Origin of the sequence: Ruminococcus sp. OA3, from assembly GCF_022440845.1 — a bacterium.
GTDB lineage: Bacteria > Bacillota > Clostridia > Lachnospirales > Lachnospiraceae > Ruminococcus_G.
The window spans coordinates 679480-696881 of record NZ_JAKNTO010000001.1; the positions used below are offsets into that span (position 1 = coordinate 679480).

General features: G+C 43.4%; 9 protein-coding genes, 8 tRNA genes and 3 rRNA genes. 19 read left to right on the plus strand and 1 reads right to left on the minus strand.

The features are described 5' to 3' along the window. Positions 1–95: 95 nt before the first annotated feature. From dnaN to MCG98_RS03250, 19 genes are all read left to right on the plus strand, one after another. Positions 96–1205 (plus strand): DNA polymerase III subunit beta, encoded by a 1110-nt coding sequence (gene dnaN / locus MCG98_RS03160; protein ID WP_240300397.1) that lies wholly within the window; start codon positions 96–98, stop codon positions 1203–1205. 14 nt (positions 1206–1219) lie between these two features. Next, positions 1220–1429 carry an RNA-binding S4 domain-containing protein gene (locus MCG98_RS03165; protein WP_240300398.1) on the plus strand — a complete coding sequence of 70 codons (210 nt, stop codon included), beginning with the start codon at positions 1220–1222 and terminating at the stop codon, positions 1427–1429. Positions 1430–1441: 12 nt separating this feature from the next. After that, the gene (recF, locus tag MCG98_RS03170; RefSeq protein WP_240300399.1) at positions 1442–2527 is read left to right on the plus strand and encodes a DNA replication/repair protein RecF; all 1086 of its coding nucleotides are present in this window, start codon (positions 1442–1444) and stop codon (positions 2525–2527) included. A 47-nt stretch (positions 2528–2574) separates the two neighbouring features. Beyond that, entirely contained in the window at positions 2575–4491 is a 1917-nt protein-coding gene (gene gyrB, locus MCG98_RS03175; RefSeq protein WP_240300400.1) for a DNA topoisomerase (ATP-hydrolyzing) subunit B, read from the plus strand. A gap of 72 nt (positions 4492–4563) precedes the next feature. Beyond that, positions 4564–7011: a DNA gyrase subunit A gene (gene gyrA, locus MCG98_RS03180; protein ID WP_240300401.1), complete on the plus strand. Its 2448-nt coding sequence runs from the start codon at positions 4564–4566 to the stop codon at positions 7009–7011. A gap of 265 nt (positions 7012–7276) precedes the next feature. Next, complete coding sequence (locus MCG98_RS03185; RefSeq protein ID WP_240300402.1) at positions 7277–8122, plus strand: fumarate hydratase; 846 nt, start codon at positions 7277–7279, stop codon at positions 8120–8122. Positions 8123–8139: 17 nt separating this feature from the next. After that, positions 8140–8691: a Fe-S-containing hydro-lyase gene (locus MCG98_RS03190; RefSeq protein ID WP_240288983.1), complete on the plus strand. Its 552-nt coding sequence runs from the start codon at positions 8140–8142 to the stop codon at positions 8689–8691. A gap of 35 nt (positions 8692–8726) precedes the next feature. Continuing rightward, positions 8727–9437, plus strand: a complete 711-nt coding sequence (locus tag MCG98_RS03195) for a lysophospholipid acyltransferase family protein (protein WP_275891219.1) — start codon at positions 8727–8729, stop codon at positions 9435–9437. 93 nt (positions 9438–9530) lie between these two features. Beyond that, positions 9531–9618, plus strand: a tRNA-Ser gene (locus MCG98_RS03200). Between the two features lie 250 nt (positions 9619–9868). Then, a 16S ribosomal RNA gene (locus tag MCG98_RS03205) occupies positions 9869–11402 on the plus strand. A gap of 289 nt (positions 11403–11691) precedes the next feature. Next, positions 11692–11809, plus strand: a 5S ribosomal RNA gene (rrf, locus tag MCG98_RS03210). Between the two features lie 536 nt (positions 11810–12345). Further along, positions 12346–15239: ribosomal RNA gene (locus MCG98_RS03215) — 23S ribosomal RNA — on the plus strand. Together the 16S, 23S and 5S rRNA genes with 8 tRNA genes alongside form the textbook arrangement of a ribosomal RNA operon. Before the next feature lie 200 nt (positions 15240–15439). Next, positions 15440–15513, plus strand: a tRNA-Asp gene (locus MCG98_RS03220). A 34-nt stretch (positions 15514–15547) separates the two neighbouring features. Then, positions 15548–15620 (plus strand) — tRNA-Val (locus tag MCG98_RS03225). Between the two features lie 25 nt (positions 15621–15645). Continuing rightward, positions 15646–15718, plus strand: a tRNA-Thr gene (locus tag MCG98_RS03230). Between the two features lie 30 nt (positions 15719–15748). Beyond that, positions 15749–15830 (plus strand) — tRNA-Tyr (locus MCG98_RS03235). A 192-nt stretch (positions 15831–16022) separates the two neighbouring features. Continuing rightward, positions 16023–16096 (plus strand) — tRNA-Met (locus MCG98_RS03240). Between the two features lie 45 nt (positions 16097–16141). Continuing rightward, positions 16142–16214 (plus strand) — tRNA-Phe (locus MCG98_RS03245). 25 nt (positions 16215–16239) lie between these two features. Beyond that, positions 16240–16312, plus strand: a tRNA-Lys gene (locus tag MCG98_RS03250). A 180-nt stretch (positions 16313–16492) separates the two neighbouring features. On the opposite strand, the gene MCG98_RS03255 is transcribed toward MCG98_RS03250, so the two are convergent. After that, complete coding sequence (locus MCG98_RS03255; protein WP_240300403.1) at positions 16493–17368, minus strand: hypothetical protein; 876 nt, start codon at positions 17366–17368, stop codon at positions 16493–16495. Positions 17369–17402 lie beyond the last annotated feature (34 nt).

Consider the following 17402-nt stretch of genomic DNA (forward strand, 5'->3'; position numbering starts at 1 on the left):
TCACAAATCCACAGCCCTTACGGCTAAGACTACGGATTTGTTATTAATTTATTTTTCTTAAAGTCACTTTTGACAGGAAGGGAGTTATACACATTATGAAGTTAATCTGCTCTAAATCTGAATTACTTAAGAGTGTTAACATTACACTAAAAGCTGTTCCATCCAAAACAACCATGCCTATCTTGGAATGTATCCTCATAGATGCTTCCACAAATGAAATTAAATTCACAGCCAACGATATGGAACTTGGTATCGAGACAAAAGTCAATGGAGCGATTGAAGAAAAAGGTATCGTGGCTTTAGATGCCCGTATTTTTTCCGAGATCGTGAGAAAACTCCCGGACAGTGATGTCATTATTAAAACAGATGATAAATTAAATACAACAATTTCCTGTGAAAAGGCAAAGTTTACAATCCCCGGCAAAGACGGAGAAGATTTTGCCTATCTTCCTATCATTGAAAAGAATGACTGCGTGGAAATTTCTCAGTTTACTTTAAAAGAGACGATCCGTCAGACGATATTCTCAATCGCTGCTAACGAAAATAATAAACTGATGACGGGTGAATTATTTGAGATTAAAAATAATATTATGAAGATCATCTCTCTTGACGGACACCGGATTGCGATCCGAAAAATCGAGCTGAGAGAAAGTTATTCGGACAAAAAAGTGGTAGTACCAGGAAAAACACTGAATGAGATCAGTAAGATTTTATCGGGAGAGATGGAAGACATGGTTCAGATTTTCTTTACGGAAAATCATATTGTCTTTGAATTTGATGATACAGTTGTTGTTTCAAGGCTGATCGAAGGAGAATATTTTAAAATTGATCAGATGCTTTCCAGCGACTATGAAACGAAAGTGATGATCAATAAGAAAGAATTCTTAAATTGTATCGACAGAGCGACACTTCTTGTAAAAGAAGGAGATAAAAAGCCTATCATCATAGACATACAGGAAGGAAATATGCAGCTGAAGATCAATTCACAGATTGGTTCCATGGATGAGGATATTGATATTGAGAAAGAGGGAAAAGACATTCTGATTGGTTTTAATCCGAAATTCTTGATGGATGCCCTGAAAGTGATCGATGACGAGACAATTTCTATTTATCTGGTAAATGCAAAAGCACCATGTTTTATCAAAGATGACATGGAAAATTATATTTATCTCATTCTGCCGGTTAACTTTAATGCGGCAAGATAGGAGAAGGTGAAAATATGGAAACCATTAAACTGAATAGTGATTTTATCAAACTTGGTCAGGCTATCAAAGCGGCAAATCTGGTCGAAGACGGGGTTGAGGCGAAGTATGTGATTCAGGATGGCCTTGTTAAAGTAAATGGTGAGGTTGACATAAGAAGAGGGCGTAAGCTCTATGAAGGTGATATTGTCACATTTGAAGGGACTGACATTAAAATTGTTAAGTAGTTGTGGTAGACGATGCAGATAGAAACTTTGGAATTGAGTAACTTCAGAAATTACGATTCTCTTCATATGGATCTGGATTCGGGTACTAATATCCTATATGGGGATAATGCACAGGGAAAGACAAACATTCTGGAATCTATCTATCTGTGCGCAACGACAAAATCCCACAGGGGAAGTAAAGACAGAGAAATCATACATTTCGACAGGGACGAATCGCATATCAGAATGCTTGTCAGAAAACACGACATGTCCTATCGAATTGACATGCATCTTAAAAAGAATAAATCCAAGGGAATTGCGATTAATGGTATTCCAATAAAAAAGGCATCAGAGCTTTTTGGTATCATAAATATTGTTTTCTTTTCTCCGGAAGATCTGAATATTATAAAAAATGGACCTTCTGAAAGAAGAAGATTTGTTGATTCAGAATTATGTCAACTGGATAAACTATATTTGACAGATCTGATGAATTATAACAGAATATTGAATCAGAGAAATAAACTGCTCAAAGACATTTCTTTTTACCCGGACCTTGCCGATACGATGGATGTCTGGGACGAACAGCTGTTGGATTATGGATTGAGAATCATAAAGTCCCGCAGAAGATTTATTGAGGAACTGAATGACACTATTATTGACATACATAAGAACCTCACGGGGGAAAAAGAAATACTGAATCTGATCTATGAGCCAAATACGGAGGAGGATGTTTTTTCTGCTGAATTAAAAAAAAGCAGAGATAAGGATTTCAAATTCCGTCAGACGTCAGTCGGTCCTCACAGAGATGATCTTGGTGTTAAAATAAATGATATTGATATTCGTAAATATGGTTCGCAGGGGCAACAGAGGACAGCGGCTCTGTCACTTAAATTGTCTGAAATTTATCTTGTAAAAAAAATAATCAGGGATACGCCGATTTTATTATTAGATGATGTTTTGTCTGAACTGGACAGTAGCAGGCAAAACTATTTATTAAAGAATATTCATAATATTCAAACACTTATTACCTGCACTGGGCTGGATGAGTTTGTCAGCAATCAGTTTAAAATAAATAAGGTTTTTAAAGTGATGGATGGTAATGTTTTTAAAAATAATTGATGTTCACCGGGTGTCAACCCGCGGGTATAAAAAGTAGGAGGAATTATATGGGCACAGAATACGGAGCAGATCAAATTCAAATTCTGGAAGGTTTGGAAGCAGTCAGAAAAAGGCCTGGTATGTATATCGGAAGTACCTCGAGCAGAGGTCTGCATCATCTGGTCTACGAAATTGTAGATAATGCCGTTGATGAAGCCCTGGCAGGATTTTGTGATAAAATAGAAGTTACAATTCATAAGGACAATTCGGTTACTGTAATTGATGACGGACGTGGAATTCCTGTAGGAATCAACCATAAAGCGGGAATCCCAGCGGTAGAGGTTGTATTTACCATACTGCATGCGGGCGGAAAATTCGGAGGTGGAGGATACAAAGTATCAGGGGGTCTGCACGGTGTAGGTGCATCCGTTGTGAATGCACTTTCAGAATGGCTGGAGGTTACTATTTACAGCGAAGGAAAAATTTACAAACAGCGTTATGAGCGCGGACATGTCATTTATAAATTAAAAGTTGTCGGAGAATGTGAGCTGGATAAGACGGGTACGATGGTTACGTTCCTTCCTGATAAGCAAATTTTTGAAGAGACTGTCTTCGATTTTGATATTTTAAAACAGCGTTTTCGGGAAATGGCATTTTTGACAAGGGGACTTTATATTAAGATCTGTGATGAGAGAGAAGAGGAGATTGTTGAAAAGGAATTTCACTATGAAGGTGGTATTAAGGAATTCGTCACATATCTGAATCGAAGTAAAACTGCTCTTTATCAGGATATTATCTACTGTGAGGGAGAAAGAGACGGCGTTATGGTGGAAGTAGCCATGCAGCACAATGATTCTTATACAGAAAACACGTATGGGTTTGTTAATAATATCACGACACCTGAGGGCGGAACTCATATAGTGGGGTTCAGAAATGCATTGACGAAGACATTTAATGACTATGCCAGGAAAAATAAACTGTTGAAGGACAGTGAATCAAATCTAAGTGGTGAAGATATCCGTGAAGGTTTGACTGCTATCATCAGTGTTAAGATTGAGGACCCTCAGTTTGAAGGACAGACCAAACAGAAGCTTGGAAACAGTGAGGCCAGGGGAGCTGTAGATAGTATTGTGAGCAATCAGCTGACACTATTTCTGGAACAGAATCCTTCTGTTGCAAAGCAGACAGTAGAAAAGTCTTTGATGGCACAGAGGGCAAGGGATGCGGCAAGAAAAGCAAGGGATCTGACGAGAAGAAAATCTGCTCTGGAAAGTATGTCTTTACCTGGTAAACTTGCAGATTGTTCTGATAAAGATCCGGCAAACTGCGAGATTTATATCGTTGAGGGTGATTCTGCCGGTGGTTCTGCAAAAACTGCAAGAAGCCGTTCAACACAGGCGATCCTTCCACTCAGAGGAAAAATTCTAAATGTTGAAAAAGCACGTCTCGATAAGATTTATGCGAATGCAGAGATTAAGGCGATGATAACAGCATTTGGTACAGGAATACATGATGATTTCGATATATCAAAACTGCGATACCACAAAATTATTATCATGACAGATGCCGATGTAGACGGAGCGCATATTGCCACACTGTTATTGACTTTTTTGTACAGGTTTATGCCGGAACTTATAAAACAGGGATATGTCTATCTGGCACAGCCGCCGCTTTATAAGATTGAAAAAAATAAAAAGGCATGGTACGCCTACTCGGATGATGAACTGAATAATATTCTCGTCGAGATTGGAAGAGACGGTAACAATAAAATTCAGAGATATAAGGGACTCGGCGAGATGGATGCCGATCAGTTATGGGAGACTACGATGGATCCGGAAAAAAGAATTCTGCTTCGTGTTACAATGGATGAAGAATCATCATCGGAAGTAGACCTTACCTTTACAACATTGATGGGCGATAAAGTAGAGCCACGCCGGGAATTCATTGAAGCAAATGCGAAATATGTCAAGAATCTGGATATATGAGACCGGGTCAAAAGTAACTTAACGAAGCTGAATCTTAGCGAAGCCGCATAAGAGTGTGGCACTGGAGGTAAAATGGAAGAAAATATTTTCGATAAAATTCATGACGTCGATCTGAAAAAAACAATGGAAAATTCTTATATCGATTATGCCATGAGTGTTATTGCAGCACGTGCACTTCCGGATGTAAGAGATGGTTTGAAACCGGTACAAAGAAGAGTTCTTTATTCCATGATTGAACTAAATAACGGACCTGACAAGCCACATAGAAAATGTGCGCGTATTGTCGGTGATACGATGGGTAAGTATCATCCACATGGTGACAGCTCCATTTATGGTGCGCTGGTAAATATGGCACAGGAGTGGTCAACGAGATATCCGCTGGTAGATGGACATGGAAATTTCGGATCAGTCGATGGTGACGGTGCTGCTGCAATGCGGTATACAGAGGCCCGTCTGAGTAAGATTTCAATGGAAATGTTGGCGGATATTAATAAGAATACAGTTGATTTTGCGCCAAACTTTGATGAGACTGAAAAAGAACCGGTTGTTCTTCCGGCAAGGTACCCCAATTTACTGGTAAATGGAACTTCTGGTATCGCGGTTGGAATGGCTACCAATATACCTCCTCACAATTTGCGTGAGGTTATCAGTGCTGTGGTAAAAATCATTGATAATGTGATAGAAGAAGACAGAGAAACCGAGATTGATGAGATACTGGGTATTATAAAGGGACCTGATTTTCCCACAGGTGCTACGATTCTTGGAGCCCGCGGTTTCGAGGAGGCATACAGGACAGGTAGAGGAAAAGTCAGGGTACGAGCGGTTACTGATATTGAAACGCTGCCGAATGGAAAGAGCCAGATCATCGTGACAGAACTGCCGTATATGGTAAATAAGGCAAGACTGATTGAAAAGATTGCCGAGCTGGTACGTGATAAAAAGATTGATGGTATCACAGATTTAAATGACCATTCTAACAGAGAGGGCATGAGAATCTGTATTGAACTGCGCCGTGATGCCAATGCGAATGTTATATTAAATCAGCTTTATAAACATACACAGATGCAGGATACATTTGGTATTATTATGCTGGCGCTCCAGAATAATCAGCCTAAAGTCATGAATCTTCTGGAGATACTTAAACATTATCTGATGCATCAGGAGGATGTTGTTACCAGAAGAACAAAATACGATCTGAATAAAGCCGAAGAGAGGGCACATATTTTAGAGGGATTGTTAAAAGCCCTTGATAATATTGACCGTGTCATTCAGATTATCAGAGGATCAAAAAATGTTCAGATTGCAAAAGAATCCCTGATTCAGGAATTTGAACTGAGTGATGTGCAGGCACAGGCCATCGTAGATATGCGTCTGCGCGCACTGACTGGTCTGGAAAGAGAAAAGCTGGAAGCAGAGTATGCAGAACTGATGGACAAAATCCGTGAGTTAAAGGCAATACTGGCGGACAGAAAACTTCTGCTGCGTGTTATTCGTCAGGAGATTCTGCTTATTTCTGAGAAATATGGGGATGACAGAAGAACAAGTATTGGATTCGATGAGTATGATATTTCCATGGAAGATCTGATTCCAAAAGAAAACACAGTTATTACAATGACTAAGCTCGGTTATATCAAGAGAATTTCAGTTGATAATTTCCGCAGTCAGAATCGCGGCGGAAAAGGAATTAAGGGAATGCAGACTATTGAAGATGATTATATCGAAGATCTGCTGATGACGACAACACACCATTATCTGATGTTCTTTACTAATACAGGAAAAGTTTATCGTCTCAAGGCATATGAAATTCCAGAATCAGGGAGAACAGCAAGAGGAGTCGCTATCATTAATCTGCTGCAGCTGTCTCCGGGAGAAAAAATAACAGCCGTGATTCCTATCCGTGAATATAAGGAGGGCAATTACCTCTTTATGGCGACAAAAAAGGGACTCGTGAAAAAGACACCGATTCAGGATTATGCGAATGTAAGGAAGACAGGGCTTGCTGCGATATCTCTGAGGGATGAGGACGAGCTGATTGAAGTGAAAGCTACCAATAACAAAAAGGATATTATTCTTATCACAAAATTTGGACAGTGTATTCGATTCCATGAGACGGATGTCCGCAGTACAGGCAGAGTTTCCATGGGTGTACGCGGTATGAATCTGAGTGATCAGGATGAAGTGATCGGCATGCAGCTGAATACGCAGGGTGATTATCTGCTGATTGTCTCTGAACATGGACTCGGAAAGAGAACATCTGTTGGAGAATTTACGCCTCAGAACCGTGGCGGTAAAGGTGTCAAATGTTATAAGATTACCGAAAAGACAGGTAATGTGGTAGGAGTAAAAGCTGTCAATGAGGAAAACGAAATCATGCTGATAACGACAGAAGGTATTATTATCCGAATTGCCTGCGCAGATATTTCGATTCTCGGCAGGATTACATCGGGAGTAAAACTGATGAATGTTGATGAGAAGATAGCAGTTGCAAGTATCGCAAAAGTCAGAGAAAAAATAGAATAATTATTGTTAATGAATGAAACAGTACCGGCTGTTGCCGGTGCTGTTTTTTTTTCAGATAACCGGCTTTTTATCATCCATGAATCAGGACTGCTGTCCAGAAGATCCACAGGATTTTATAGTATATACCATATGGATGTGGATAAAATTTTATTTAAGGAAAATCTTTGTGCAGAAGGACAGCTTGTACTGCATAATTTACGGTTGCAATTTTTATTTTAATAGATGATAATAAAAAGAGCATGACGAAAAAAAGGAGAGAAAAAACATGATCCGTGAGATAAATGTGAATAAATTAACGGAAAATATCAAAGATATGTGTATACAGGCTAATCATGTGCTTTCTGAAGATATGGACTGCCGCATGAAGGAAGCAGTAAATATGGAAGAGTCTGAGCTTGGCAGACAGATTTTACATCAGCTTCAGGAAAATTTAAAAATAGCAGAGGAAGATATGATCCCTATTTGTCAGGATACGGGAATGGCTGTAATTTTCCTTGAAATTGGACAGGATGTACACTTTATTGGCGGTGAGTTGGAAGCTGCCGTAAATGAAGGTGTCAGACAGGGGTATGTGGAAGGATTTTTAAGAAAATCAGTAGTGAATGACCCATTGATTCGGGAAAATACGAAAGACAATACACCGGGAATCATACATTATACAATTGTACCTGGGGATAAAGTAAAAATAACTGTTGCACCCAAAGGATTTGGAAGTGAAAATATGAGCCGTATATTCATGTTAAAACCGGCAGATGGAATTGATGGCGTAAAAGATGCTGTCCTCACAGCCGTAAAAGATGCCGGACCAAATGCATGTCCTCCAATGGTGGTGGGCATAGGCATAGGAGGAACTTTTGAAAAATGTGCAATTATGGCAAAACAGGCGCTGACAAGGAATGTAAATGAACATTCGTCTATACCTTATGTTAAAGAACTGGAAGAGGAACTGCTTCAGACAATTAACGGTCTCGGAATTGGTCCCGGCGGTTTAGGAGGCAGAGTAACTGCACTGGCTGTCAATATCAATACATATCCTACACATATTGCAGGGCTTCCTGTTGGTGTTAACATCTGCTGCCATGTAAATCGGCATGTAGTGAGAACAATTTAGAGAAAGGTGAGTATATCATGGACAGACATATTAAAGTTCCAATGACAAAGGAAGAGACCAGGAAATTAAAATCCGGCGATTATGTATATTTAACAGGAACTATTTACAGTGCGAGAGATGCTGCTCATAAAAAAATGTTTGAGGCAATTCAGAATAAGGAAGAACTTCCTCTCGATATAGAAAGAAACATTATATATTATATGGGACCTTCTCCAGCCAGAGAGGGAAGGGTAATAGGATCAGCGGGACCTACTACAGCGAGCAGAATGGATAAGTATACTCCAAAACTGCTTGATCTGGGCATGGGTGGTATGATTGGAAAGGGAAAAAGGACAGAAGATGTAAGACAGGCTATAATAAGAAACAATTCTGTTTACTTTGCAGCTGTCGGAGGTGCGGGAGCATTACTGTCAAAGTGTATTGTTGATTCCGAAGTTATTGCATATGATGATCTTGGAACAGAAGCTATCCGAAAGATGACGGTAGAAAATTTCCCGGTAATTGTTGTTATTGATTCTGAAGGAAATAATCTGTATGAGACTGCAATACAAAATTACAAAGCAGAGTAGAAAGTGAAAAGAAGATAGTGAAGAGAATTATGTTGATGGTGTTAAATAATATATTATTTGCCCCATACTGGTTTTTACAGCTTGTGTTATATGGAAGAAAGAACGACAAACATACAGTGGAAGAAAGATTTTCACTGTTGAAGAAGATAACAGTCAATGCCAATAAAGGAGGAAGAGTGACGATTCAGGCGACTGGCCTGGATCATCTTCCGAGTGAGGATGGGTTTATCCTTTATCCTAATCATCAGGGATTATTTGATGTGCTAGCTTTTGTTGAGAGCTGTAACCATCCTTTCAGTGTAGTGATGAAAAAAGAAGTTCAAAATATTCCGTTCCTCAAGCAGGTGTTTTCGGTGATGCGTGCAAGGGCAATTGACAGAGAAGATGTGCGTCAGGCTATGAAGGTGATACTGGATATGGCTGAGGATGTAAAAAATGGAATCAACTATGTGATTTTTGCAGAAGGGACACGCTCCAGGAATGGGAATAATCTTCAGGATTTTAAGGGTGGAAGTTTTAAGGCGGCTATTAAAGCCAAGTGTCCGATCGTCCCCGTTGCAGTTATAGATTCTTATAAACCATTTGATACCAATTCGATAGAACCGGTGACGGTTCAGGTACATTATTTAAAGCCATTATATTATGAAGATTACAAGGATTTAAAGTCGGTTGAAATCGCAAAAACAGTTAAAAAAATGATACAGGAAAAAATAAATAAAAAAATTGAAGAATCTGCTAAAAAATGATTGACAAACATTTACTACTTTTGTATAATAATCAATGCGTCACAAATGAGTGAACGCGTAAAATATCATATTATTAAAGGTAATTCAGATTGAGGAGAAGTACTCAAGTGGCTGAAGAGGTGCCCCTGCTAAGGGTATAGGCCGTTTACGCGGCGCGAGGGTTCAAATCCCTCCTTCTCCGTCTTTTTAAGACCTGGAAATAAAAAACAAAAAGTTTTTAAAAAAGTATTGACAGACAATCAATCATATGATATTCTATTATAGCTGTCGCTGATACAGACAAGCACAGCAAACAATGAACTTTGATAACTGAACAGTAAAACACATCCTTGAAAATTCTAAAAAAGAATTTCATTAAATTGACGAAAAGTCAAAACCAACAGTAAAAGGGATAAGATAGCCAAGAGTTATCTTGAACTGGAACGAACACTTAATTTGAGAGTTTGATCCTGGCTCAGGATGAACGCTGGCGGCGTGCTTAACACATGCAAGTCGAACGAAGCACATAAAACGGACATCTTCGGAAAGAAGTATTATGTGACTGAGTGGCGGACGGGTGAGTAACGCGTGGGTAACCTGCCGTATACAGGGGGATAACAGTTAGAAATGACTGCTAATACCGCATAAGCGCACAGAGTCGCATGACTCGGTGTGAAAAACTCCGGTGGTATACGATGGACCCGCGTCTGATTAGGTAGTTGGTGGGGTAACGGCCCACCAAGCCCGCGATCAGTAGCCGACCTGAGAGGGTGACCGGCCACATTGGGACTGAGACACGGCCCAAACTCCTACGGGAGGCAGCAGTGGGGAATATTGCACAATGGGGGAAACCCTGATGCAGCGACGCCGCGTGAGCGAAGAAGTATTTCGGTATGTAAAGCTCTATCAGCAGGGAAGAAAATGACGGTACCTGACTAAGAAGCCCCGGCTAACTACGTGCCAGCAGCCGCGGTAATACGTAGGGGGCAAGCGTTATCCGGATTTACTGGGTGTAAAGGGAGCGTAGACGGCATAGTAAGTCTGATGTGAAAGGCGGGGGCTCAACCCCTGGACTGCATTGGAAACTATTAAGCTGGAGTGTCGGAGAGGTAAGTGGAATTCCTAGTGTAGCGGTGAAATGCGTAGATATTAGGAGGAACACCAGTGGCGAAGGCGGCTTACTGGACGATCACTGACGTTGAGGCTCGAAAGCGTGGGGAGCAAACAGGATTAGATACCCTGGTAGTCCACGCCGTAAACGATGTATACTAGGTGTCGGGGGGCAAAGCCCTTCGGTGCCGCAGCAAACGCAATAAGTATACCACCTGGGGAGTACGTTCGCAAGAATGAAACTCAAAGGAATTGACGGGGACCCGCACAAGCGGTGGAGCATGTGGTTTAATTCGAAGCAACGCGAAGAACCTTACCAAGTCTTGACATCTAACTGACCGGTCCGTAACGGGGCCTTCCCTACGGGGCAGTTAAGACAGGTGGTGCATGGTTGTCGTCAGCTCGTGTCGTGAGATGTTGGGTTAAGTCCCGCAACGAGCGCAACCCTTATCCTTAGTAGCCAGCAAGTGAAGTTGGGCACTCTAGGGAGACTGCCAGGGATAACCTGGAGGAAGGTGGGGATGACGTCAAATCATCATGCCCCTTATGATTTGGGCTACACACGTGCTACAATGGCGTAAACAAAGGGAAGCGATCACGCGAGTGTCAGCAAATCCCAAAAATAACGTCTCAGTTCGGATTGTAGTCTGCAACTCGACTACATGAAGCTGGAATCGCTAGTAATCGCGAATCAGAATGTCGCGGTGAATACGTTCCCGGGTCTTGTACACACCGCCCGTCACACCATGGGAGTCGGATATGCCCGAAGCCTGTGACCCAACCGTAAGGAGGGAGCAGTCGAAGGTGGAGCCGATAACTGGGGTGAAGTCGTAACAAGGTAGCCGTATCGGAAGGTGCGGCTGGATCACCTCCTTTCTAAGGAAGAAGAAGTAGGCATTGAGCATTTGATGAGAACGAGCCGGAAGGCGAAGGTCGAATCTAGTGCGAAAGCCCGCCTGGACACTTAGCGAATGCGAGCGAAAGCGAAGCATAAGGTTAGTGACCACGGTGAAGAGATGTGTTTTACTGTTGAGTTATCGAAGAGATAACGCACTGGTGAGGAAAAAAAGAGCAGCTTACTACACAACGTAAGCAGAGGAAGTTCCACTGACGTGGAACAGCTTTCACACTAAGCTCAAAAGGGCCTCGCTAAGTGTTCAAAGCTTCTGGTGGCGATGCGCTTAGGGGAAACACCCGTACCCATCCCGAACACGATGGTTAAGACTTAAGCGGCCGATGGTACTGCACTGGTGACGGTGTGGGAGAGTAGGTGGCTGCCAGAACCCTTTAAAAAGTGTGGGAAACGCTTTTTGAGATAAAACGGGCACCCACAGAAGCGTGCCAACCTACAACAGCAGGGAAGTGTTGTTTTACATAACTGGTTTTACCAGTGATCAGAGAGAACAAAGAAGTTTGTTGTTTCTGATGGCTGATAAAACAGCCGGCGAGACGAAGGCGGACGATGTGAGCGGACATCGGGATCAAAGATCCCTCAGTCGTGACATTACATGCCAATACATGAAAGAATCTTTGCACGGACAGGCGAACCTGACCGCACAAACCTTGTTTCCTGTGTTCCCATCAGGGAAGTGTTTCGCGTATGTACCTTGAAAACCGCATATACGAAAATATCTATATTGATAACATCTCTTATCAGCGAAGCTGATAAGCAAGAAACGTTAGAGATAGGAAAAGACATCCGAGGAACCACAGGCAGAGATGCATGTGGTGAATCAAACATTGTAAACGCAATGAAACGAAACGCTCGATGCGAAAGCATCGCAAGTACCGACTGTTCCAAACGCTATTGGAGCAGGAAGGTCAAACAAGAAAGAGCGCAGGGTGGATGCCTTGGCACTAAGAGCCGATGAAAGACGTGATAAGCTGCGAAAAGCTTCGGGGAGGAGCAAATATCCTACGATCCGGAGATCTCTGAATGGGGAAACCTGCATACCCAAACGGTATGTATCCATACGCCAATTCATAACGTATGGAGGGGAACCCGGGGAACTGAAACATCTAAGTACCCGGAGGAAAAGAAAGAAACATCGATTTCCAAAGTAGCGGCGAGCGAAATGGAAGGAGCCTAAACCAGCATGCGTGCATGCTGGGGTTACGGACTGCAGAAAGTGACTTCAATGCTAGTAGAATGGTTTTGGGAAAGCCAGCCAGAGAGGGTGAAAGCCCCGTATACGAAAGCAGGCGAGAGCGAGCAGGATCCAAAGTACCGCGAGACACGAGAAACCTTGCGGGAAGTCGGGGGGACCACCCCCCAAGGCTAAATACTCCTTAGTGACCGATAGCGCATAGTACTGTGAAGGAAAGGTGAAAAGGACCCCGGGAGGGGAGTGAAAGAGAACCTGAAACCCTGTGTTTACAAACTGTGGAACCACTTTACAGGTGGAACCGCGTACTTTTTGTAGAACGGTCCGGCGAGTTACGCTGGCTGGCAAGGTTAAGCACTTCAAGGTGTGGAGCCGAAGGGAAACCAAGTCTTAATAGGGCGATTAAGTCAGTCAGAGTAGACCCGAAACCGGGTGATCTATCCATGTCCAGGTTGAAGTTGCCGTAAAAGGCAATGGAGGACCGAACGCACATCCGTTGAAAAGGGTGGCGATGAGGTGTGGATAGGGGAGAAATTCCAATCGAACCCGGAGATAGCTGGTTCTCCTCGAAATAGCTTTAGGGCTAGCCTCATGAGAGTCTTTTGGAGGTAGAGCACTGAATTTCCTAGGGGGCGTCAAAGCTTACCGAAGAATATCAAACTCCGAATGCCAGTAAGATGATTCATGGGAGTCAGACTATACGAGATAAGTTGGATAGTCAAAAGGGAAAGAGCCCAGACCACCGGCTAAGGTCCCAAAGTGTGTGTTAAGTGGAAAAGGATGTGGGATTTCGAAGACAACTAGGATGTTGGCTCAGAAGCAGCCATACATTCAAAGAGTGCGTAATAGCTCACTAGTCGAGAGGTCCTGCGCCGAAAATGTCCGGGGCTGAAACACAACACCGAAGCCGTGGGATGGTAGCAATACCATCGGTAGAGGAGCATTGAAGACGCGAAGAAGCGGTACCGTAAGGAGCCGTGGAGAGTCTTGAAGAGAGAATGCCGGAATGAGTAGCGAGAGAGAGGTGAGAATCCTCTCGGCCGAATATCCAAGGTTTCCAGAGTAAAGCTGATCTGCTCTGGGTAAGTCGGGGCCTAAGGCGAGGGCGAAAGCCGTAGTCGATGGACAACAGGTTGAGATTCCTGTACTGCAAGGTAACAGAACTGTGGGGACATATGTGGAAAGTGCAACCCTGGAATGGAATCCAGGGGCAAGCGAGGTAGGAGTAAGGCAGGCAAATCCGCCTTACAATCCGAAGGCGTGATGCGGACCGAAATAAAGTAGGGAAGTGCATGAGCCATGTATCAAGAAAAGCCGCTATTGTTTACCGTGTACCCGTACCGTAAACCGACACAGGTGGATGAGGAGAGAATCCTAAGGCCGACGGAAGAAGCATTGTTAAGGAACTCGGCAAAATGACCCCGTAACTTCGGGAGAAGGGGTGCCATCGAAAGATGGCCGCAGAGAATAGGCTCAAGCAACTGTTTAGCAAAAACACAGGTCTATGCAAAACCGAAAGGTGAGGTATATGGGCTGACGCCTGCCCGGTGCTGGAAGGTTAAGAGGAGAGGTTAGCCGCAAGGCGAAGCTTTGAATTTAAGCCCCAGTAAACGGCGGCCGTAACTATAACGGTCCTAAGGTAGCGAAATTCCTTGTCGGGTAAGTTCCGACCCGCACGAAAGGCGTAATGATTTGAGCACTGTCTCGACAATGCATCCGGTGAAATTGAAGTACCAGTGAAGATGCTGGTTACCTGCGCCAGGACGGAAAGACCCCATGGAGCTTTACTCCAGCTTGATACTGGGATTCGGTATTGCATGTACAGGATAGGTGGGAGACGAAGAAGCACGAACGCCAGTTTGTGTGGAGTCAATGTTGGGATACCACCCTTGCAGTATTGGATTTCTAACCAACAGCCGTGACCCGGCTGGGGGACAATGTCAGGTGGGGAGTTTGACTGGGGCGGTCGCCTCCGAAAGGGTATCGGAGGCGCTCAAAGGTTCCCTCAGAATGGTTGGAAACCATTCGCAGAGTGCAAAGGCAGAAGGGAGCTTGACTGCGACACCGACGGGTGGAGCAGGTACGAAAGTAGGACTTAGTGATCCGGTGGTTTTAAGTGGGAATGCCATCGCTCAACGGATAAAAGCTACCCTGGGGATAACAGGCTTATCACTCCCAAGAGTTCACATCGACGGAGTGGTTTGGCACCTCGATGTCGGCTCATCGCATCCTGGGGCTGTAGTAGGTCCCAAGGGTTGGGCTGTTCGCCCATTAAAGCGGTACGCGAGCTGGGTTCAGAACGTCGTGAGACAGTTCGGTCCCTATCCGGCGTGGGCGTAGGATATTTGAGAGGAGCTGACCTTAGTACGAGAGGACCGGGTTGGACTGACCACTGGTGTACCGGTTGTTCCGCCAGGAGCATGGCCGGGTAGCCAAGTCGGGAAGGGATAAACGCTGAAGGCATCTAAGCGTGAAGCCCCCCTCAAGATGAGATATCCCATACGTAAAGTAGTAAGACCCCTTGAAGACGACGAGGTAGATAGGGCAGAGGTGGAAGTGCAGCAATGTATGGAGCTGACTGCTACTAATCGGTCGAGGGTTTGACCTGAACACTTAGGGAGTGCAAGACGAAGTCGAAGCAGGAACTTAGTGTGAAGGTCGTTCGATAGAGCAAAGCGAGATCGAACTTCCCCTGCATAAGCAGAAGGAAGCAAGAGAAGCGGAGATCGAATGACCCGAAAGAAGACGGTAGAAGCGTGGATGGATGTAATAGTGTATGCGGTTTTGAAGGTATATCCTTCTAAGAAAGGCCCAGTGGCTCAGTTGGTTAGAGCGTCGCCCTGTCACGGCGAAGGTCGAGGGTTCGAGTCCCTTCTGGGTCGTTATATAACTCTTAAGTTATATTTATATTGTGATGGGATCTTAGCTCAGCTGGGAGAGCATCTGCCTTACAAGCAGAGGGTCATAGGTTCGAGCCCTATAGGTCCCATTCTTTTTTTAAGATGACTAGGTGTGCCGATGTGGCTCAATTGGCAGAGCAGCTGATTTGTAATCAGCAGGTTATCGGTTCGAGTCCGATCATCGGCTTTCATTGGAAACAATGAGTAATAATAATTTGGATGGATTCCCGAGTGGCCAAAGGGGGCAGACTGTAAATCTGTTGGCAACGCCTTCGAAGGTTCGAATCCTTCTCCATCCATTGAGAGAAAGAAACAAATCTTTTTGGTTCAAAACCAAAACGGTTCGAATCCTTCTCCATACACTCACCGAAAGCAACTTAGTGAATGCAAGCCATCAGGCGCCGCATGAACTTAGTGCGAGGTGGTTCACGAACCTTAATGAGCACTTTAGTGCGAATTTAGTTGAGAGAACATACAAGTTTATATATTATCGCGGGATGGAGCAGTCTGGAAGCTCGTCGGGCTCATAACCCGAAGGTCGTAGGTTCAAATCCTACTCCCGCAATTATTGTTTGAAGATTCAAACAAAATAATTTTATATTTTGTACATGCCTGGTTAGCTCAGTTGGTAGAGCAGAGGACTGAAAATCCTCGTGTCTCTGGTTCGATTCCGGAACCAGGCATTACCTGACTTATGACAGGTAAAATGGGATATTAGCTCAGTTGGTAGAGCACTTGACTTTTAATCAAGTTGTCCGGGGTTCGAATCCCCGATGTCTCATAAGGAAAAAATGGCGTAAATCCAAGGGTTTGCGCTATTTTTGTGTTTTTGTTTCAGTCTTTCCAGATTAAAATGTATATATATCTATATAAAAGATTTTATAATTATCTAAGCGGACATTCGCATCCTGTTGATATTGCGAATGTCCGCTTATAATATTGATTCTGAATGTTGTGATATCTACGCATGATAAATATCTGCTTCAAAGCTTGCATTTGGACAGATTGCTTCATACATAACTTTTCCGCACCTGGTAAAACGGTATTTTACAGTACACGCCAGACTTTCATGGATGGTACGGTCCATTTTTCCCTGAACAGGCGCCTGCAGGGAATGGGGTGTTCCTTTAATAAGCTGTACCGATAGGACACTGTCTTTTTGTTTTACTACGATTTTCTTTTTGTCCGCATAGATGACTCTTGCTCCGAGATAAGTTGCGATTCGGTATTCCCTGCCATTCAGCCATACGATTCCTATACATCCGCAGAAGCTTAACTTTAAGACTGGAATACTGGCTGCAGCCAGCATAATACAGGTTTTGTCGTCATTATATTGTGTCCACAAATAGTTGTCCGGAAAAGACTGACCTCTGTCCCCTTCAATATAACCAGTTCCATTTTGAAACAGAAAGTCTTCTTCATCTAATATCAGCTTACCATCAACTCGGTGATTCAGGCTGAAAATGCTGTGCCTGCACTGCATTCCGGGAAGAAGACAAAACGGTCCCATAATATTATATGCTGGTTTTACCACCGAATCATAACGCAGTTTTCCTGTAAGATTCACACCCTGTTCCCGTATGGAAAGACGGCAGCCTTTGTCTGAAAAGATGCAGTTACCCATGCGCACATAAAAATGGTTTCGTTTCACATCCATTGTTATGGAAGGGAATGTAACCACCAGGGAACGATCTTCTGTAATAATCTGAAGCCTGGCGGATATCTGCCTGTCATCATCCGTATGAAAGGATGGGATCAGCGCAATCGATTTATGTCCCGTCTGTTGTTTCAGATACCATCCTTCAAAATACGAGCGTTTTTTGATGATATGATTCATGTATACCTCCCGTGCCGCAGCAGTAATGTGTGTA